Origin of the sequence: Shewanella rhizosphaerae (genome assembly GCF_019457655.1) — a bacterium.
In the GTDB taxonomy this organism is placed as follows: Bacteria; Pseudomonadota; Gammaproteobacteria; order Enterobacterales; family Shewanellaceae; genus Shewanella; species Shewanella loihica.
The window spans coordinates 1,231,281-1,250,893 of sequence record NZ_CP080420.1 but is presented as its reverse complement, the minus strand read 5'-3'; the positions used below and the strand labels follow the sequence as shown (position 1 = coordinate 1,250,893).

The following is a 19,613-nucleotide window of genomic DNA, read 5'->3' as shown; positions in this document are numbered from 1 at the left end:
GAGGAGGTTGCGTCATGATTAGAGCTCCTGAACCACTTCCAATTCAAATGTCACTGCCCGGCCCGCCAATGGATGATTAAGATCGACGGTTACCGAATCCCCAACTACCTCTCGGACGATACCTGGGATCTCACTGCCACCAGGACCAGCGAAACTTACGATAACGCCCGTTTCGAGCTGCATATCGGCAGGAAACTTACTTCTGTCCATATGGTGAATAGCATCCGGGTTTGACTCACCAAAGGCATCGGCTGCAGCCAGGGTAAAACTATGCTTATCGCCTTGTTTCAAACTCTCAAGCTCGGCCTCAAATGCCGGACTCAGACTCTGGTCGCCAATGTTTAACTTGGCCGGTTTACCAGAGGCCTTAGTGCTATCTGCGGTCGAACCATCTTCCAGCAGTATATTCATATGGCACAATAATGAACGTGTAACAGTCACTTCTTACCCCTTTGCAACGTCTTCGCCATTTGGCTTATGCTCTGAAATAAACGAATCCAAGATGATAAGTCCGGCGCCAATACAGATCGCCGAATCGGCAATGTTGAAGGCGGGGAAATGGCTCGTCTTCCAATAGAAATCGAGGAAATCGACCACGAAGCCATGTTGCAAGCGATCAATTAAATTCCCCAATGCCCCACCAATGACTAAGGTATAGGCCAGATTCAACCGCCATAATCCTTTCGATTGCTTACGCAGCCAGACGGTCAGCAAGGTACTAAAACCGACGGCTACCAGGGTAAACAACCAACGCTGCCACCCACCGGCATCATTTAAAAAGCTAAAAGCGGCGCCATAATTTCTCACATAGGTGAAATTAAAAAATGGCAATAAGTTAATTGACTCTCTCAGGTCAAAATTGGCTAGTACCCATTGTTTGGATAGTTGATCGGCAACGAACACCAATACAACTACCCAATACCAACGTAAGCCACTCTCTTTCCAGCTAGATGGCATTCGATTCCCTTATGCGAACTGGCGAACTTCGCCTTCACCTTCGATGTTGGTCACACAGCGTGTACAAAGCAGTGGATGCGCTTCAACCTGTCCCACGTCTTCTCTGTGATGCCAGCAGCGATCGCACTTGGCCGCCTCAGTCTTAGCCACTAATAGCTTAAGACCAGCCAGCTCTGTCTCAACCGCATCGTCACCGGCACTCGCCAGCGGGGCAATCTGAGTATTAGAGGTCAGCAGCACGAAACGCAGCTCATCACCCAGCAGTGCCAGAGACTCTGTTAAGGCCTCATCGGCATAGAGAGTCACTTCGGCTTCTAACGAGCCGCCGACACGCTGCTCGCGGCGCGCCTGCTCGATGGCCTTGTTCACCTCATCACGTACTGTGATGAGATTTGCCCAATACTCGTCGCTCAGGTCACTATCTAGGGTCACAGAGACCAGGCCTTCGAACCAAGTCTGAGTAAAGACAAACTCTTCACGCTCACCCGGCAGCGATTGCCATACCTCATCGGCGGTAAAGCTCAGGATTGGCGCGATCCAGCGCACCATGGCTTCTGCGATCAGGAACAGCGCGCTCTGACAGCTACGACGTGCCAGGCTGTCGCGCTTAGCCGTGTACTGTCTGTCTTTAATGATATCCAGGTAGAAGCTGCCAAGCTCAACAGAGCAGAACTGCATTAGCTTCTGGGTCACTAGGTGGAAGTTATATTGCTCGTAAGCCTCTAAGATCTCGGCCTGCAAGGCGGCAGCGCGGCGCACCACCCAGCGATCCAGCGCAACCATATCTTCGACGGCAACTGTGTCGTTTACCGGTTCAAAACCGTTCAGGTTAGCCAGCAGGAAACGCGCCGTGTTACGAATACGACGGTAAGCATCGGCGCTACGCTTAAGGATCTCATCAGATACTGTCATCTCACCGCTATAATCGGTCGCCGCCACCCATAGACGCAGAATGTCGGCGCCTAGCTTGTTAGTGACTTGGAGCGGGGCGATCACGTTACCGATCGACTTAGACATCTTACGGCCCTGACCGTCCACGGTGAAACCATGGGTCAATACCTGCTTGTAAGGCGCCTTGCCATTCATGGCGGTAGAAATCATCAGTGATGACATGAACCAACCACGGTGCTGGTCGCTACCTTCCAGGTAAAGGTCAACAGGATGACCATTGTATTCAGGACGCGCGGCAACCACAGAAGAGAAGGTAGAACCTGAGTCATACCATACATCTAAGGTATCGGTAACCTTACGGTATTGGTCGGCTTCTTCGCCTAACAGCTCTGCGGCGTCGAGATCCCACCAAGCCTGTATGCCTTCTTGTTCGATGCGATGGGCAACTCGCTCCATCAGGGCAACGCTGTCAGGATGTAACTCTTCGGTATCACGGTGTACAAACAGGGTAATAGGCACGCCCCAGGTACGTTGACGTGAGATACACCAGTCTGGACGATTCTCGACCATCTTCTCGATGCGGCTCTGACCCCAGTCAGGGATCCATTGCGTCTTCTCGATCTCGCTCAGCGACTGAGTACGCAAGCCTTTTTGGTCCATAGAGATGAACCACTGCGGCGTCGCGCGGAAGATAATAGGTGTCTTGTGGCGCCAGCAGTGTGGGTAGCTGTGACGATAAGCCACATGATTCAGCAGTGCGCCCTTCTCTTCGAGCAGTGCAACCACATTATTGTTGGCTTTAAAGACATGTTGTCCGGCGAAGAACTCGGTATCAGGCTTGTAGACACCGTTATCCCCTACAGGGTTAGCCACTTCCAGACCATATTTTTGACCGATAACAAAGTCGTCCTGACCGTGGCCAGGCGCCGTGTGTACCACACCGGTACCCGAATCGACAGTGACGTGGTCGCCAATGATGACAGGCACATCGAAATTATAGAATGGATGCTTAAAGCGCAGCAGTTCCAGCGCCTGACCTTTCACTGTGCCCAGCACGCTATGCGACTCGGCGCCGTAACGCTCGATGCAAGACTCAACCAGCTCCTGCGCCACAATAATCGCGCGCTTGCTGCCATCTTTAGTGAACTCAACCAGATCGTAATCGATATCACCGGCCATTGAGAGCCCGCGGTTAGCAGGCAGTGTCCAAGGCGTTGTGGTCCAGATAACGGTCGCCACTTCGGCGTCAGATTGCTCTAATCCGAATTTAGCCAGCACAGCTGCTTGATCGACAGCCACGAAGGCAACATCGATTGCAGGTGAAGTCTTATCTTCATATTCAACTTCCGCTTCAGCCAGTGCAGAACCACAATCGGTACACCAGTGCACCGGCTTAACACCTTTATGCAGGTGGCCGTTGTCGATCACTTTAGCCAAAGAGCGAACTATGTTGGCCTCGGTATCGAAGTTCATGGTGAGGTAAGGATTTTGCCAGTCGCCCAGCACGCCAAGACGGATAAAGTCTTCACGCTGACCATCTACCTGAGCAGCAGCGTATTCGCGACACTTCTGACGGAACTCGGCCGCAGACACCTTCTGGCCAGGCTTACCCACTTTCTGCTCGACCTTAAGCTCGATTGGCAGACCGTGACAGTCCCAACCTGGAATATAAGGCGCGTCAAAACCCGACAGGGTCTTAGACTTGATAATAATGTCTTTAAGGATCTTATTTACTGAGTGACCAATATGAATGCTACCGTTAGCGTACGGTGGGCCATCATGCAAAATGAATGGCTTGGCACCTGTGCGGCTTTCACGAATCTTTTGGTACAGTTTCTTCTCTGTCCAAGATTTCAACATCTCTGGCTCACGTTGTGCCAGATTACCACGCATCGGAAACTCAGTTTCCGGCAAGTTTAAAGTAGATTTATAGTCGCTCATTGATCCTATACCGTTAATTTAGCTGATTGCTCTCAGCCTGCATCGCAGCCAAGCAGGGCCTTGGCCCTGTCAGCATCATCTTTAATTTGTAGCTTCAGCGCATCTAAAGACTTAAATGGCTGTTCATCCCTAATCTTTGCCACCAGTTCGACTTCGACGGTGCGACCATAAAGGTCTCCTTCAAAATCAAACAGATGGACTTCTAACTGACAATTTTGTCCGTTGACCGTGGGCCTAAAGCCGACGTTGGCCACCCCTTCATAGATATCGCTACCGTCCCAATACAGCTTGACGGCAAAGACGCCCCTGACTGGCGACACCTTACGTTTCAAGGCGATATTGGCGGTAGGAAAACCTATGGTGCGGCCGATTTTCTCGCCGTGGGCAACTTTACCGCTCAGGGCATATGGATGGCCCAGCAGACGTCTGGCTTGCTCCAGGTTCCCCTTGGCGAGCAGCCCACGAATCTCGGTCGAGCTCACCCGCTTATCCCCTAAGATAAAGCTATGGGTATTGACCACGGCAAAACCATATTTTTCACCGGCGGCCTTTAACATCTCAAAATTACCGCGACGCTGCTTGCCAAAACAGAAGTCATCCCCCACCACCAGGTATTTCACCCCTAGCTGTTTTACCAGGAGATCCTCGATAAAGGCTTCGGCCGGCATGGCGGCAAACTTCTGATTAAAATTGACGCACAGCAGACGATCTATGCCCAGCTCATCGAGCAAGACGATCTTATCGCGCAGCAGGCTCAGCCTAGCCGGGGCATTATCCCCCTTAAACAACTCTTGCGGCTGAGGTTCAAATGTCATGAGTGTTGCAGGAACCCCATGTTGCTTGGCTTTTTTTACAAGGGCAGCAATGACTTCGGCATGCCCACGATGCACGCCGTCAAAGTTCCCAATAGTCAGCACGCAACCCTGGTGTCTGGGTAAAATATTATGTATACCGCGGATCAGTTCCATTACATTCAATAACTAGCAAGCATAAGTTCGCGGATTATATACCAGCTGAGAAGGATAATCAGCAATCAAAAGCCAGCTTTCATCCTCCAGGGGCGAATTCCTAACAATAACATAGCCAGCAGGTAGACCACAGCCCCTGCACCGATCAAATAGGCCAGCTGAGTTGCCCTGCCCATAAATGAAAGCGCTAGCCAGGTATCAATGCTAGGTAACAATAGATAAAGCACGGCGATCATCAACGCGGCGGCAACCAAGGTTTTGCCCATAAACACAAAGGTCTGACGAGGAATTTGATACACCCCGGCGCGATGTAGGCCGCGGTAAAGCAAACTTGCATTGAGCAACGCCGATAACGAGGTGGCAATCGCCAAGCCCACATAACCGAATGGAAACACAAAAATCAGGTTAAACACCATGTTACTCACCATGGCGACTATGCCGTAACGCACAGGGGTTTTGGTATCCTGACGGGAGTAATAGCCAGGCGCCAGCACCTTGATCAGCATGAAGCTCAGCAACCCCGAACCATAGGCCATTAAACTATAAGAGGCCATATCCACATCACCTAGCGTGAAGGCCCCGCGCATGAAGAGCACCATCAACATGGGCTTAGCCAGGACGATCAGGCCACACATGGCTGGCACCCCCATCAGCAGAATTGCCTTGATCCCCCAATCCATCGTCTTGGCAAACCCATCCCCCTCGGCATTAACATGCTTCTTCGACAGCGCCGGCAAGATAACGGTAGCTATCGCGATACCAAACAGACCTAAGGGGAACTCCAACAGTCGATCTGAGTAGTAGAGCCAACTGATCGACCCCGTCACCAAGAAACTGGCGATGAAGGTATCGAGCAGCAGATTGATCTGCGACACAGACACGCCAAACAGCGCGGGAAGCATCAGGGTGCGGATCTTAACGACGCCCGGGTGATGCCAGCCCCATGACGGCTTAACCAGAGCCTTCTCTCTGAACAGAAAAGGAATTTGGAATAAAAACTGGATCAGGCCACCGGCGAAAACGCCCCAAGCAAGGCCTATCTCCGGCTGATCGAGCTTAGGCGCCAGAAACAGCGCCGCACTGATGATGGCAACGTTTAAAAACACCGGGGTAAAGGCAGATACCGCAAATCGGCCACGAGTGTTGAGTATCGATCCCGCCAAGGCGGTAAAGGTAATAAACCAGAGATAGGGAAAGGTGATCTTCAGCATTAGTGATGCAAGTTCAAACTTCTGACCATTTGGCTCATCGTTTAGCCAGGCCAGGAACCAGCCGCCACCAAACAGGGCCGTTAATAGTGGCGAGGCGATCACCCCCACCAGAGTCACCAAGGTCACCACCAGCCCGAGCGTACCGGCCACCTTGGCCAGCAACTCGCGAACCGCCTGGTCGTCATGTTTCTCTTGATATTCGGTCAAGACAGGCACGAAGGCCTGGGCGAAGGCACCTTCGGCAAATAATCGGCGTAAAAAATTTGGGATCTTGTTGGCAAAAAAGAAGACGTCGGCGCTACTCCCGGCCCCCATCAAATTGGCGATAACCACGTCTCGCACTAAGCCTAAAACACGAGAAATCAGCGTCATAGCACTCACGATCATGCCTGACTTAAATAGTTTCTTGCTCAAAGTTCCCCCTGAAACGAGCACTACAGGCGTATCGAGCAAGTTAAAAAGTCGACTACCCCCTGTCACCAAGCAGCAAATACTGCTAGAATAGCGCACCATATTACACGAGTTAGGTTGAAGAACGCCAAGTCTGCTCTGATTAATTTATCTTTAGGATAAAGATCCGATCATTGTCATTGACAAACTGACGAAAAAAAGGCATATTCCTCGACCTTTAAAAATATCTAACCCTTTTAGGAGTTGCACCTTGGCTAATAGCAAGTCTGCAAAGAAGCGCGCGCTTCAATCTGAAAAACGTCGTCAGCACAACGCTAGCCGTCGTTCTATGCTACGTTCTTACGTTAAGAAAGTAATCGCTGCGATCAACACTGGCGATCACAAAGCGGCAACTGAAGCATTCAATGCTGCACAACCAATTGTTGACCGTATGGCGACTAAAGGTCTTATTCACAAGAATAAAGCTGCCCGTCATAAGGCTCGTCTAAACGCTAAGATCAAAGCACTAGCTGCTTAATCTTTTAGCGATATAAAAAAACCGGCTTAGGCCGGTTTTTTTGTGCCTGTCGTTCGAGCACCAATTCAATCTCGCCACTTTTCACGCCTAGATTAGAGTCACTTTAAAATTCACGAACACTCTATACTGGCAAAATCCCAGAGCCAAAAAACAAAAAAGCTGACGGCCTGTCGCCCATCAGCTTTCTATCTGCGCTATTCTCAAGCCGTTTAGTGACAATAGATAGTGTTAAGTAACTTAATAATTTCAGATACTTCCTTGCTTTTCAGCGAATAAAATACCGTTTGCGCTTCTTTTCGCGTTTCGACCAAATTGTCTTTACGAAGCCATGCTAAGTGTTGCGACAGCGCAGATTGGCTAAGCCCCAGCTTTTTATTCATCTCACCGACGCACATCTCACCTTCGCTCAACAAGTAGCATAAGATGAACAGCCGGCGTTCATTTGCTAAAGCCTTTAGCAATACAACAGCATTATCCGCTCGTTGCTGCATCAATTCTATATTCATTACGAGCAATTTCTCCTAAAACAAACCCCGGCACTAATATAGCGTTGACTTAAAGATATAGTCGGGACATAAAGCACACTTTTTGCTAGATTGTTTTCAAAAATGGGACATACGTAATAAAAATAAAGGAAACTCATGAAAAGCTCCCCTCTCATCCTCCTATCCACACTCTTTTTCGGCGGCCTATTTGCCTGTCAAGATGCGGCAGCAACAGACACAAATCAAAGCGTTAGTGCCAAGCTACAGCAGCAAGCACTCTCTTCGAGTCTGGCCTATGATATTGTCGAATCACTCACGGTTGAAGTAGGCCCTAGACTCGCGGGCAGCGACAAAGACTTGGTCGCCGTAGAGTGGGCCGAGAAGAAGCTCGGCTCCCTCGGTTTTGATAAGGTCTATAAAGAAGCCGTGCAGGTGCCCGTATGGCAACGAGGCGAGGCCAAGGCCAATATAGTCTCCCCTTACGCCCAACCTTTGGTGATCACCGCCCTAGGTGGCAGCGTCGGCACGCCGGAAGAAGGGATCAGTGCGCCAATCGTCCGCTTCGAGACCCTAGACGAACTAAAACAAGCCGATCCAAGCCTGGTTGCGGGCAAGATCGTCTTTATCGACCACATCACCCCTAGATTTAAGACGGGTAAAGGCTATGGCATGACGGTTGGCGGACGCTCACGGGGCGCCATCGCCGCTGCAGAGAAAGGCGCGCTAGCCATAGTGATCCGCTCCATCGGCACAGACCATGACAGAATGGCCCATACCGGCATGATGCGCTATCAAGAAGGGGTAGATAAGATCCCGGCTGCGGCCATGTCCAATCCCGATGCAGACTTGGTCACCCTGATGCTTAAGCGCGATCCCAACGTCGTGCTGCATCTCGAGATGAGCCCTAAGAACCTTGGCTACGCCACATCCTATAATGTCATTGCCGAGGTTACCGGCAGCAGCAAACCCGATGAGATAGTGCTTATCGGCGCGCACCTGGATTCTTGGGATGAAGGCACTGGCGCCATCGATGACGGAGCAGGCGTGGCCATTGTGACCGCCGCAGGCCACTACATCTCTCAGCTACCCGTTAAACCTGCCCGCACGGTTCGCGTGGTGCTCTACGCCGCCGAAGAGCTGGGGTTAATTGGCGGCAAGAGCTACGCCAAAGACCATCAAGCGGAGCTGGCCAAACACTATATAGCCGCCGAATCCGACTTTGGCGCCGGGCGTATCTACCAGATCGACTTTAACGTTGCCGATAAGGCCTTTGCCGCCGTGCAGGCTCATACCGGCTCGATGCAGGATAATGGTGTTGCGCCAGGCAATAACAAGGCCTCTGGTGGCCCTGACGTCTCCATGCTGCCAGGCTATGGCGTACCCGTGGCGTCACTCAGACAAGATGGCAGCGACTATTTCGACTATCACCACACGCCAAACGATACCTTGGATAAGATCGATCCTGAGGCGCTGGCACAAAATGCGGCGGCCTACGCCCAGTTTGCTTACCTCATGGCGCAATCTGATATTGAGTTAAGACCGCTAACCCCTAAGGCCAAATAGCCAGAGAAAGATCTAGAGTCTTTGATAATCGGCCTCAGATGATAGCCAACGAGAGTTCATGGCCAACGAGAGCTCATTGCCAACGAAAGTTAAGTTGGCTTAAGACTAAAAAAAGCAGCCTATGGCTGCTTTTTTTATCGCGTTGACAGAGTCTTTGACTCTGCAAATTAGTTCTTGAGCTTAGGCTTGCTCTTCTCTTAGGAACACAGGCTCGTTAACACTGGAGTCTGCCTCACTGTAGTAATAACCCGCGGTGTCGAACTTAAGCAGCTCTTCATAGCGACTCACCTTGTTATCAAGCATGTAGCGCACCATCATGCCGCGGGCCTTCTTGGCGAAGAAACTAATCACCTTATACTGACCATTCTTCTTATCCTTAAAGATAGGCGTGATCACCTGTCCCAGGATCTGCTTTGGCTTCACCGACTTAAAGTACTCGTTCGATGCCAGATTCACCAGGATATCATCGCCCTGTTCGGCCAACGCCTTGTTGACCTCTTGAGTGACGATATCACTCCAAAACTGGTATAGGTTCGCCCCGCGATCATTAGCCAGCTTGGTGCCCATCTCCAAACGGTAGGCCTGCATCAGGTCCAGTGGGCGCAGCAAGCCATAGAGGCCTGACAGGATACGTAGGTGCTGCTGAGCGCGCGCTAGGCTCTCCTGAGACAGGGTATCGGCATCCAGCCCGGTATAGACGTCGCCACGAAAGGCAAACAGCGCCTGCTTGGCATTGTCCAGATTAAAATCGCGATGCCACTCGGCGAAACGCGCGGCATTAAGTCCGGCAATCTTGTCGCTAACCTTCATCAAGGAGGCGATATCGGCTGGTGTTAGCTCTCGACACACCTTTATCAAGGCTTCACTGTGTTCGAGCAGTGCAGGCATAGTAAAGGTTTGGGTACTTGCTGGCGTTTCATAATCCAGGGTTTTAGCCGGAGAGACTAAGATCAGCATAAATTATCCTTTGTATCTAACATTAAGCGAGGTGACTATCATACTGACGCAGACAGTAAAAAACCACGCCCTTGGAGCGTGGTTTTTTAGATGGAACTAATAGAGAGGCGCGATTAACCCGCTTGGGTTACACCTCGGGGACGGCAATCGACTTACCTTCCTCTTTAGCCAAGGCATCGGCACTGGGCTTGCCCTTCCAGATCTTCTCATCCAGACCGTTAAGCTCAGGGAAATGCGCCGCATCAAAGGTCGGCACCTTACCAGCCTTTAGCTGCACTTCGTAATCTTTGATCACCGCAAAGGCCACCTTAGAGAGCATGACGATGGCGGCAATATTCACCAGCGCCATCAAGCCCATCGAGACATCGGCAAAGTTCCACACCAACTGCAGCGAGGCCACTGAACCCGCCATCACCATGGCCAAAACCAAGGCGCGGAAGATATAGAGCACCTTCTTGCTCCGACTCAGGAACATGATATTGCTCTCTGCATAGCTGTAGTTAGCGATGATCGAAGAGAAGCAGAAGAGAATGATAGCGAAGGCGACAAAATAGGCAGCCCATCCACCCACCTCGTTGGTGAGCGCTAACTGCAACAGGCCTATGCCCTTCTGCTCACCCGGCGCATCCAGTACGCCCGATAACAAGATGATGGCCGCGGTAGCGCTACAGATCACTATGGTATCGACAAACACGCCAATCATCTGCACGAAGCCCTGAGAAGCGGGGTGGTTAGGGTTTGGTGATGCTGACGCCGCAATATTGGCCGCACTGCCCATACCCGCTTCGTTAGAGAATAATCCTCTTGCGATCCCCGCCATCATGGCGCCCATGGCGCCGCCGGCGGCTTCTTCCCAACCGAAGGCGCTCTTGACGATATAAGCCAGCGCCGCAGGCACCTGCTCCAGGTTCATTACCAGAACGATCAGGGCAATCGCCAGATAAGCCACCGCCATCACAGGCACGATAAGCTCAGAGGCCTTGGCCACTTTCTTCAGGCCGCCGCTGATGATATAGGCCGCAACAGCAACGATCACCAGACCCACCATAGTCTTATCTAACCCAAAGGCATTGTTGAGTGCATCAGTCATAGTGTTGGCCTGGGCCGCATTGAAGGCGAAACCGAAGGCGATGATCAGTAAGACAGAGAACAAAGAGCCCATCCAACGCTTACCTAACCCTTGCTCCATATAATAGGCAGGGCCACCACGGTACTGACCGTCGCTGTCTTTAACCTTGTATACCTGCGCCAGGGTCGACTCGATGAAGGCGGTTGCCATCCCCAGCAGGGCGATGAGCCACATCCAGAACACCGCGCCGGCGCCACCGACTGTGATTGCTACCGCAACACCAGCCATGTTACCCGTGCCCACGCGGGCCGCCATAGAGGTACAAAATACCTGGAACGACGAAATACCATTGGTTTTCTCACGGCCTTGTAGCACTAACTTGCTACCATGACCAAACATACGTAATTGGATAAAGCCCAATCTCAATGTAAACAACACGCCCGCAGCGACCAGCACGTAAATCAACACACTGCCCCACAGCATGCCGTTTACCGCGTTGATAGTCGAATCGACTAAATTTAATACAGATTCAAACATAGAACTTCTATAACCCTTAGGACGTTTATGGTGACCTTGCCGAGCAAGCCGCCACCTTTGTTGAATTTCCTTCCCAATTTGATCGAATATTTCCGGCAGGATTATCTTTTCGAATTATCCTTTCATGATGCCAAAACAACATGCCTGCCGAATTCGACACGCCAAAATAGCATACCATCAAAAAAGCACCATGTGATACAGATCACAGTTACCCATTTACATGACATTGCCATCACGCAATCAGACATAAATAAGCTACTGTATTAACGTAACTAACATGGTGTTTACCACCAAAAATTTAACATTCGGCAAATTTAATGACTTTGCAAAAATAAGATATTGAACACATTTTTGTAATAAAATTACAAATATAGTGCCTCACATGAGCTTTGATTAACTTATTGCTTACTATAAATGGGGTTATTTATGTCACAACAGCAAGAGATCACCGCACTAAAGAAATTTGTAAGAGCGACCAACTTCCTGGCCACCTCGCAAATCTACCTGAAGCAGAACGTACTGCACAAGCGTCCGCTAGAACATAGCGACATCAAACCCAGACTGCTAGGGCACTGGGGTACTTGTCCAGGTATCAACTTCGTCTACGCTAACGTCAACCGTCTCATCAAGAAAACCAACCGTCCTTTCCTCTACCTTGTCGGCCCAGGCCATGGCTTCCCAGCCGTACAAGCTAACCTATTTATGGAAGGATCGCTGAGTCATTTCTATCCAGAGACGATTCCATACAACGAGACAGGTATCGAAGATATCTGTAAGAAATTTTCAGCCGCCTATGGCTACCCTTCTCACGCTAACCCAGAAGCACCGGGTCAGATCCTCGAAGGTGGTGAGCTAGGTTACTCACTCTCAGTTGCCTGGGGTGCCGTGCTGGATAACCCTAACCTGATCGCTACCGTACTTATCGGTGACGGCGAATCAGAAACCGGCCCACTAGCAGCCTCTTGGTATGCAAACCGTCTGGTATCTCCAGCCAACAACGGTGCCGTACTGCCAATCGTTCACATCAACGGCTACAAGATCTCTGGCCCAACCCGTATGGGACGCATGAGCCACGAAGAACTTGAACTTGAATTTAAAGGCCTTGGCTACCACCCAATCATTGTCGACAGCGACCTTGAAGAAGATGTCTACGTACAGATGACCAAGGCGATGGATGAATCCTATGCCATGATCGAAGCCATTCAGACCAAGGCTCGTAGCGGCGAAGATGTCGTTAAGCCTCGCTGGCCAGTGATTCTGATGCGCACCGCAAAAGGTTGGACAGGCGTTGCCGAAGACAATGGTAAGAAGCTAGAAGGCAACTGTGAATCTCACCAGGTTATCGTTAACAAGTGTGCGAAAGACAAACAACACCTTGAAGCCTTAGATCAATGGCTTGCCAGCTACAAGTTCAACGAACTCTATAGCATTAACGAGCAAAACCAGATCGTGTTCGACAAAGACATTCAATCATTGCTCCCACCAAAAGAGCTTTGCTGTGGCCGTCAACACCTAAGCTACGGCGGCGAAGTGGTACGTTCACTCAACAATCCTAAGCTGGAAGATCTGGCCTACGGTGCAGAAACGCCTAGAGGACAACGTGGTTACTCTATGCTCAAGATGGGTCAATGGATGCGCGATGCATTCAAGCTCAACAGAGACCAGCGCAACCTGCGTATCTTCAGCCCTGACGAAACCTACTCTAACCAGCTACAAGCAGTGTTTGAAGAGACAGATCGTGCATGGCAATGGCCTATCGAGAGCTGGGACGAAGATATGTCTCGCGACGGTCGCGTACTCGAGCTGCTATCTGAGAACCTGCTGTTCGGTATGCTACATGGCTACACAGTAACGGGTCGTCACGGCATGTTCCCAACTTATGAGTCATTCTCACAGGTGGTCTCCTCTATGGCCGACCAATACTGTAAGTATGTCTATGCAAGCCAAGGCGTACACTTCCGTAAGCCTGTTCCAGCTTGTAACGTAGTGCTCTCTTCACTGCTCGAGCGCCAAGACCACAATGGTTATTCTCACCAGAACCCTTCTTTCTTGGGGGCCATGCTTGAGAAACACCCAGAGATCATCTCAGCTTATCTGCCAGCAGATGCTAACTCTACCCTGGTTTACACAGAGCGTGCCTTCGCCGATCGCGATAAACTCAACATCATCGCCGCCGGTAAGAAAGAGTTGCCACAATGGCTAACACTGGACGAAGCCCGTCAACAGGCTAAAGATGGTGTCATGGTGTGGGACTTCGCCTCAGATGAAAACCCAGACGTAGTACTGGCAGGCTGTGGTGACTATGTGACCCAAGAATGTATGGCCTCTCTGGTCATCCTGCGTGAGCTGCTACCAAGAGTCCGCGTCCGCTTCGTCAGCGTAACCGAGCTAACCAGCAGCGGTCTGGGTAGCCGTAAGTTCCAAAGCAAGCCTTGGATGATGGATGAGATCTTCACCGCCGATAAGGGTGTGGTCTTCAACTACCACGGTTATCCGAACACCATCAAGAAACTGGTATTCGATTACAAGGGTAGCCACAGATTCCGCATCAAGGGCTATGAAGAGGAAGGTTCAACCACTACACCATTCGATATGGGTGTGCGTAACGGTACTTCTCGCTACCACCTGGTTATCGATATGGCTTACAAGCTATTCCAACAAGGTGTGATTGACGAGACACAACACGTTGCCATCACCACAGACATGCTACAGCGTCTGGTTGACCACCGTAACTACATCAAGGCAAACGGTGTCGACCCAGAAAGCATCGAAAACTGGATCTGGACACGTTAAGAATAGATTAACGCCACGTTAATTATTCTACTAGAAAAAAGGCGATTCCTAGCGGAAACGCCTTTTTTATTATCAAGTGACCAATGATCCTAAAAAAAATGCCTGTTTATCATGGCAATTTCTATATTCACGTAAGATAATACAGAGGCTAGCGATAATATCTAAGGAGTCCCCCCACAAAGTGCTGGCATGTTTTTACAGGATAAAAACAGCATGGGGGAAGATAGTAAAACAAAGGAATTGGAAAATGATGAACAATACATTGAAAGCTATTCTGCTTACATCAATGCTCCCATTTGCAGCCAATGCAGCACAAGAACTCACCCCTTGGTATGTCGGTGGCGGTTTAGGCGTTAACAACTACGAGCCTAACTGCGATCAGAAGACCATGAAGCAGTGTGGTGAAGACGATCCTTATGCTTGGGACGTATTTGGTGGTTACCTCTTTAACGACTATTTCGGTGTCGAGCTAGGCTATCGTGACCTAGGCCGTGCCGAGTGGGTCGACTATGCCAACAATCTTAACGACGTCGGTGCTCGCGGTATGACACTCGGCCTGGTAGGTTTCTGGCCATTTGCCGACCGTTGGAGCCTGTCTGCCGAAGCGGGTGCAATGAACTACCTACTGTCGAACAACAAACAGTGGGGTAGCGAGTACTACAGCGACAGCGGTGTTGCACCATACTTTGGTGCGGGTATCGGCTACAACTTCACCGACAACCTCAAGCTGCAAGCCAAGTATCGTCGTTATGAAAATCTCGACGAAGACAAGTGGAACACACTTGAGATGGAAAGCAACTACTGGGGTCTTGAGCTGAGCTACCGCTTCGGTCGCGCAGCACCAGCCGCTGTAGCAGCACCTGTGGTTGTTGCACCAAAAGATTCAGACAACGACGGTGTAACCGACGACAAAGACCAATGTGCCAACACGCCAAGCAACCACAAGGTTGATGCCAATGGTTGTACGGTTTACCGCGAAGTCACCGAAAAGCATGAACTAGGTTCAATTCGCTTTGCCAACAACTCAGCCGTGGTTAACTCTGCATCTTACGGTCAAATCGAAAAGTTGGCCAACTACATGAACCAAAACCCACGCGCAACCGTGTTGATCGGTGGTCACGCCTCTAACGTAGGTAACCCAGACTACAACATGGATCTGTCTGAGCGTCGTGCCAATGCCGTTGCCGAGCTGCTGGTTAGCAAGTACGGTATCAGCCAAGATCGCGTCAGCGCTAAAGGTTACGGTATCACTCAGCCTCTGATCGAAGGCAAAAGCGCCGAAGCCAACAAGGCTAACCGCCGCATCGAAGCCCACGTCACAGGCGTGCGTAAAGAGCCGGTTCTAAAGTAAGTCTTTACGATTAACTTAATGATCGACCTCACTAAAAATCGCTGCTTAGGCAGCGATTTTTTTTCCTGTCATAATTTAATGGTTATACTCTAAGTCCGTTTAGCACAAGCGTCAGTCAACTGAACGGCAACGGCTAAAATGCCTTTTACTGATATTTAGCAACTTTTCTGTAATTTTTTTTCATTCACGGTTGGAAATATCGGCAAAATCGCGTCTAATAGCCGTTAGTAAACCACACACTTAAGCTGCTTCTTAAGAAGGATGTAATTTTCATGGCTAATACACTAGAGCAATTCAAATCTATCACCACCATAGTCGCCGATACCGGTGACATCGAAGCCATCAAGCGTTATCAACCACAAGACGCTACCACCAACCCCTCTCTTATCCTGAAAGCAGCCCAAATTCCTGAATACAAGCACCTGATTGCCAATGCCATCGAATGGGCCAAGGCGCAGAGTGACGATCTGGCCCAGCAGGTCGAAGATGCCGGTGACAAGCTGGCGGTCAATATAGGCCTGGAGATCCTAAAGATTGTTCCTGGTCGCATCTCTACCGAGGTAGACGCTCGCCTATCCTTCGACAAGGCAGGCTCTATCGAGAAGGCACACAAGCTGATCAAGCTCTATGAAGAAGCCGGCATAGACAAGTCTCGTATCCTGATCAAACTCGCCTCAACCTGGGAAGGGATCTGCGCCGCCAAAGAGCTGGAAAAAGAAGGCATCAACTGTAACCTAACGCTACTCTTCTGTTTTGCCCAGGCCAGAGCCTGTGCCGAAGCCGGTGTTTACCTGATCTCGCCTTTCGTCGGCCGTATTCTCGACTGGTACAAGAAAGACACCGGCCTAGAGTACAGCGCCGCAGAAGACCCAGGCGTTGTCTCTGTCACCAACATCTACAACTACTACAAGCGTCACGGCTACAAGACGGTTGTGATGGGCGCCAGCTTCCGTAATACGGGAGAAATCATCGAACTGGCAGGCTGTGACCGCCTAACTATCGGTCCTGCGCTGCTTGAAGAGATGGCCAACAGCGACACGCCAGTCGTGCAAAAACTACAGGCCGCCAGCGAAGTGATTGCCCCTGGTGCGGCGCTGAGCGAAGCCGAATTCCGTTGGGAGTTCAACCAAGATGCGATGGCGGTCGAGAAGCTGGCCGAAGGTATCCGCAACTTTGCCATCGATCAGGGCAAACTTGAAACCATGCTAAAAGCAGAACTCGAAGCCTAAGGGAATAGACGTCATGACTAAGCTTACTCAGCAAGACGCATGGGCCCATCTCGAGGCACAAGCCGCGAAGCTGCCACACATGCGCGAGCTATTTGAGGCCGATCCCCAGCGCTTTGACAAGATGTCACTGTCCGCCTGCGGCCTGCTGCTGGACTACTCCAAGAACCGGGCGGATGAGCAGACGCTTGAGCAGCTGTTTAAACTGGCTAAATCCACCGGTCTAAGCGATAAGATCCGCGCCATGTTCAATGGCGAGATCATCAACAACACCGAAAAGCGCGCCGTGCTACACACGGCCCTCAGAGCCGAGGCCGACGAGATTATTTTGGTCGATGGCCAGAATATCGTTCCCGAGGTAAAACAGACTCAGGCCAAGATGGCCAAGTTTGTCGAGGCTGTCACCTCAGGCGAGTGGAAAGGCTACACGGGCAAGGCGATCACAGATATCGTGAGCATCGGCATTGGTGGCTCCTTCTTGGGACCTAAGATAGTCACTCAGGCCCTGCGCCCATACTGGAATCCGGCGCTCAAGTGTCACTTTGTCGCCAACGTCGATGCCACCTCACTGTGTGAGAAGCTGCGTCTGGTGGATCCGGAAACCACACTATTCGTGATGTCGTCTAAGTCTTTTGGCACCCAAGAGACGCTGACCAACACCCTGAGTGCCAAGGCCTGGTTCCTGGAAAATGGCGGTACCCAAGCGGATATCGCCAAGCATTTCGTCGCCGTCACCTCAAACGTGGCCAAGGCAACCGAATTTGGCATGGATGCGGACAACATCTTCCCTATGTGGGATTGGGTGGGCGGCCGCTATTCACTCTGGTCGGCCATAGGTCTGCCTATCGCCCTGTTGATCGGCATGGACAACTTCTACCAGCTGCTGGCTGGCGCCAAGTCGATGGACAAGCATTTTTTCGAGGCGCCGCTCGAACAGAGTATGCCGGTGATCATGGGGCTATTTTCCCTGCTCTATGGCAACTTCTACCAGGCACAATCCCATGTGGTATTGACCTATGATCATTACCTCAGAGGCCTGCCGGCTTACTTCCAACAGCTGGACATGGAGAGTAACGGTAAATCTGTCACCCTCAATGGCGACAACGTCGACCATGCAACCGGCCCTGTGATCTGGGGCGGCGAAGGCACCAATGGTCAACACGCCTATCACCAGTTGTTACACCAAGGCACGGCACTGATCCCGGCAGACTTTATTCTGCCACTGCAGAGCCATAACCCGCTCGGCGAACACCATGTGCAGCTGGCCTCCAACTGTTTTGGCCAGACTCAGGCGCTGATGCAAGGCAGAACCTTCGATGAGGCACTCGCCGAACTCGACGGCAGCTCACTGAGCCAGGAAGAGAAGGCATTGATTGCTAAGCACAAGGTGATGGAAGGTAATAAGCCAAGCAACACCCTGCTGATGAATAAGCTAACCCCGGAAACACTGGGTGCCTTGATCGCCCTGTACGAGCATAGAACCTTCGTTCAAGGCGCGTTATGGGATATCAACTCCTTCGACCAATGGGGCGTCGAACTGGGCAAGACCCTAGGCAACGATGTACTCGCACGTCTGCAGAGCGATGAAGAGGCTAAGGCGCTAGATGCCTCCAGCAATGCCCTCATCAATCTCTTTAGACGCGGCCACCTCTAAGCCTACAACCTTAGCCGATTAAAAAAGCCAGTTTTCACTGGCTTTTTTGTTATCTGCAGTAATATCCACCAGCAAACCTGCGCGACTTCCCATCCTACGGGCAAAAAACCGCCCGTTGCGCCATAAATGATTCACCCAGACTTAACATTATTGAAACATTTTTCTTGCACCATAAATTGGAAGTGTGATATTTAATTGTTGAGAAAAAATACAACAACAGGAGGTTGCCATGAATCGCTTAGATTATGGTAGTGCGCTAGATGATACCGTCATTGAAAGACCCAACAGTCGTTCGCGAAGCTCCAATAAGAAGCGAAAATGGCGTGAAATAGAGGCTATCAAAGAGAAACAGCGTTTGATTAAAGAGCTTCAGGATATCGACAGCAGTTTCGAATACGACTTAGATAACCTTCTGATGTAAATAAACAATAAAAATAGCGCCTTAGGCGCTATTTTTGTATCTATAGGTTGAATGTTATTAGCTGTTAATCGTCGGCCTTGGCCAGATACTCTTTTAACTCTTCGAAGAGTAGGTTGTCGTCATCGCTAAATAATGGGTCGCAGATCAACTTCTCCTGGCATCTGTCTGCCACCTCCTGCCACTGGGCCTCTGTCATCCCCGCCTCCCAGATGGGGAACAACTTACCCTCTTCATACATCATGTGATTGCGCTGCGCCTCGACATACTCCTTCAGGGCCTGACTCAAGGTTTCATTCTGTACCGGGACGTCACTTAAGATAAGGTTTAGGGTAGACATCAGACTGGTTGAGCTTTCGATAAGGTTATGGTGCTCTTCCCCCAACTGCTTCTCCAAGGCCTCCTCGGGATGGGTCTGAATATAGAATTCGTTGATCAGATCCTCGAGCGGGTGATGGCTATGCTCGGCATAGCTCTGCATATATTCGACGATATCTCGGATCAGATTAAAGTTGACGGCCTCGCCATGTTGCAGCCGCTGCTGCTTATTTTTAAGAATATTTAACAGTATCGCGATATGTTTATGGTCATTATGAAGTCTCGCTAACATCGTCACCTCCAACCTTCTAGACGCCTTTAGTTACTATAGTAAATTGTTGAACTT

General features: G+C 50.6%; 16 protein-coding genes. 7 read left to right on the top strand and 9 right to left on the bottom strand.

Translation table 11 applies throughout. The annotated features are described in order from the left end of the window. Positions 1-18 precede the first annotated feature (18 nt). The 5 genes from fkpB to murJ form a co-directional block, all read right to left on the bottom strand. A complete protein-coding gene (fkpB, locus tag K0I63_RS05570; protein ID WP_220082806.1) occupies positions 19-441 on the bottom strand; it encodes an FKBP-type peptidyl-prolyl cis-trans isomerase in 423 nt (140 codons plus the stop codon). Positions 442-444: 3 nt separating this feature from the next. Further along, positions 445-957: a signal peptidase II gene (gene lspA / locus K0I63_RS05565; protein ID WP_220082805.1), complete on the bottom strand. Its 513-nt coding sequence runs from the start codon at positions 955-957 to the stop codon at positions 445-447. Between the two features lie 9 nt (positions 958-966). Beyond that, entirely contained in the window at positions 967-3,789 is a 2,823-nt protein-coding gene (gene ileS, locus K0I63_RS05560) for an isoleucine--tRNA ligase (protein WP_220082804.1), read from the bottom strand. Between the two features lie 32 nt (positions 3,790-3,821). Further along, on the bottom strand, positions 3,822-4,757 hold the full coding sequence (gene ribF / locus K0I63_RS05555; protein ID WP_011864902.1) for a bifunctional riboflavin kinase/FAD synthetase: 936 nt from the start codon (positions 4,755-4,757) through the stop codon (positions 3,822-3,824). Positions 4,758-4,822: 65 nt separating this feature from the next. Beyond that, positions 4,823-6,382: a murein biosynthesis integral membrane protein MurJ gene (murJ, locus tag K0I63_RS05550; protein WP_220082803.1), complete on the bottom strand. Its 1,560-nt coding sequence runs from the start codon at positions 6,380-6,382 to the stop codon at positions 4,823-4,825. Between the two features lie 247 nt (positions 6,383-6,629). Here murJ and rpsT point away from each other — a divergent pair, with 247 nt between their 5' ends. Beyond that, positions 6,630-6,896 carry a 30S ribosomal protein S20 gene (gene rpsT, locus K0I63_RS05545; protein ID WP_011864900.1) on the top strand — a complete coding sequence of 89 codons (267 nt, stop codon included), beginning with the start codon at positions 6,630-6,632 and terminating at the stop codon, positions 6,894-6,896. A gap of 209 nt (positions 6,897-7,105) precedes the next feature. On the opposite strand, the gene K0I63_RS05540 is transcribed toward rpsT, so the two are convergent. Continuing rightward, positions 7,106-7,402 carry an ArsR/SmtB family transcription factor gene (locus K0I63_RS05540; RefSeq protein WP_011864899.1) on the bottom strand — a complete coding sequence of 99 codons (297 nt, stop codon included), beginning with the start codon at positions 7,400-7,402 and terminating at the stop codon, positions 7,106-7,108. Positions 7,403-7,537: 135 nt separating this feature from the next. On the opposite strand from K0I63_RS05540, the gene K0I63_RS05535 reads away from it, so the two are divergent. Next, positions 7,538-8,944 carry a M28 family peptidase gene (locus tag K0I63_RS05535; protein WP_220073358.1) on the top strand — a complete coding sequence of 469 codons (1,407 nt, stop codon included), beginning with the start codon at positions 7,538-7,540 and terminating at the stop codon, positions 8,942-8,944. A gap of 180 nt (positions 8,945-9,124) precedes the next feature. Here the strand turns inward: K0I63_RS05535 and yaaA are convergent, their stop codons facing one another. Then, positions 9,125-9,901 carry a peroxide stress protein YaaA gene (yaaA, locus tag K0I63_RS05530; protein ID WP_220082802.1) on the bottom strand — a complete coding sequence of 259 codons (777 nt, stop codon included), beginning with the start codon at positions 9,899-9,901 and terminating at the stop codon, positions 9,125-9,127. A gap of 127 nt (positions 9,902-10,028) precedes the next feature. Then, a complete protein-coding gene (locus K0I63_RS05525) occupies positions 10,029-11,507 on the bottom strand; it encodes an alanine/glycine:cation symporter family protein (RefSeq protein WP_011864896.1) in 1,479 nt (492 codons plus the stop codon). A 426-nt stretch (positions 11,508-11,933) separates the two neighbouring features. Between K0I63_RS05525 and K0I63_RS05520 the strand changes: the two genes are divergently transcribed. The 5 genes from K0I63_RS05520 (at position 11,934) to K0I63_RS05500 (ending at position 18,952) form a co-directional block, all read left to right on the top strand. Further along, on the top strand, positions 11,934-14,300 hold the full coding sequence (locus K0I63_RS05520) for a phosphoketolase family protein (RefSeq protein WP_220082801.1): 2,367 nt from the start codon (positions 11,934-11,936) through the stop codon (positions 14,298-14,300). A gap of 247 nt (positions 14,301-14,547) precedes the next feature. Then, positions 14,548-15,651 carry an OmpA family protein gene (locus K0I63_RS05515; protein WP_220082800.1) on the top strand — a complete coding sequence of 368 codons (1,104 nt, stop codon included), beginning with the start codon at positions 14,548-14,550 and terminating at the stop codon, positions 15,649-15,651. Positions 15,652-15,923: 272 nt separating this feature from the next. After that, positions 15,924-16,880 carry a transaldolase gene (tal, locus tag K0I63_RS05510; RefSeq protein WP_220082799.1) on the top strand — a complete coding sequence of 319 codons (957 nt, stop codon included), beginning with the start codon at positions 15,924-15,926 and terminating at the stop codon, positions 16,878-16,880. Positions 16,881-16,893: 13 nt separating this feature from the next. Then, complete coding sequence (pgi, locus tag K0I63_RS05505) at positions 16,894-18,531, top strand: glucose-6-phosphate isomerase (RefSeq protein WP_220082798.1); 1,638 nt, start codon at positions 16,894-16,896, stop codon at positions 18,529-18,531. Positions 18,532-18,760: 229 nt separating this feature from the next. Then, on the top strand, positions 18,761-18,952 hold the full coding sequence (locus K0I63_RS05500; RefSeq protein ID WP_011864891.1) for a DUF3545 family protein: 192 nt from the start codon (positions 18,761-18,763) through the stop codon (positions 18,950-18,952). Positions 18,953-19,016: 64 nt separating this feature from the next. Here the strand turns inward: K0I63_RS05500 and K0I63_RS05495 are convergent, their stop codons facing one another. Continuing rightward, positions 19,017-19,559: a hemerythrin domain-containing protein gene (locus K0I63_RS05495; protein WP_011864890.1), complete on the bottom strand. Its 543-nt coding sequence runs from the start codon at positions 19,557-19,559 to the stop codon at positions 19,017-19,019. Positions 19,560-19,613: the final 54 nt, after the last annotated feature.

Bases quoted from the DNA above. Each gene is read 5' to 3' on its own strand.
- lspA (WP_220082805.1), bottom strand. From the start codon at position 957: ATGCCATCTAGCTGGAAAGAGAGTGGCTTACGTTGGTATTGGGTAGTT.
- ileS (WP_220082804.1), bottom strand. From the start codon at position 3,789: ATGAGCGACTATAAATCTACTTTAAACTTGCCGGAAACTGAGTTTCCG.
- ribF (WP_011864902.1), bottom strand. From the start codon at position 4,757: ATGGAACTGATCCGCGGTATACATAATATTTTACCCAGACACCAGGGT.
- K0I63_RS05540 (WP_011864899.1), bottom strand. From the start codon at position 7,402: ATGAATATAGAATTGATGCAGCAACGAGCGGATAATGCTGTTGTATTG.
- K0I63_RS05535 (WP_220073358.1), top strand. From the start codon at position 7,538: ATGAAAAGCTCCCCTCTCATCCTCCTATCCACACTCTTTTTCGGCGGC.
- yaaA (WP_220082802.1), bottom strand. From the start codon at position 9,901: ATGCTGATCTTAGTCTCTCCGGCTAAAACCCTGGATTATGAAACGCCA.
- K0I63_RS05525 (WP_011864896.1), bottom strand. From the start codon at position 11,507: ATGTTTGAATCTGTATTAAATTTAGTCGATTCGACTATCAACGCGGTA.
- K0I63_RS05520 (WP_220082801.1), top strand. From the start codon at position 11,934: ATGTCACAACAGCAAGAGATCACCGCACTAAAGAAATTTGTAAGAGCG.
- K0I63_RS05515 (WP_220082800.1), top strand. From the start codon at position 14,548: ATGATGAACAATACATTGAAAGCTATTCTGCTTACATCAATGCTCCCA.
- tal (WP_220082799.1), top strand. From the start codon at position 15,924: ATGGCTAATACACTAGAGCAATTCAAATCTATCACCACCATAGTCGCC.
- pgi (WP_220082798.1), top strand. From the start codon at position 16,894: ATGACTAAGCTTACTCAGCAAGACGCATGGGCCCATCTCGAGGCACAA.
- K0I63_RS05500 (WP_011864891.1), top strand. From the start codon at position 18,761: ATGAATCGCTTAGATTATGGTAGTGCGCTAGATGATACCGTCATTGAA.
- K0I63_RS05495 (WP_011864890.1), bottom strand. From the start codon at position 19,559: ATGTTAGCGAGACTTCATAATGACCATAAACATATCGCGATACTGTTA.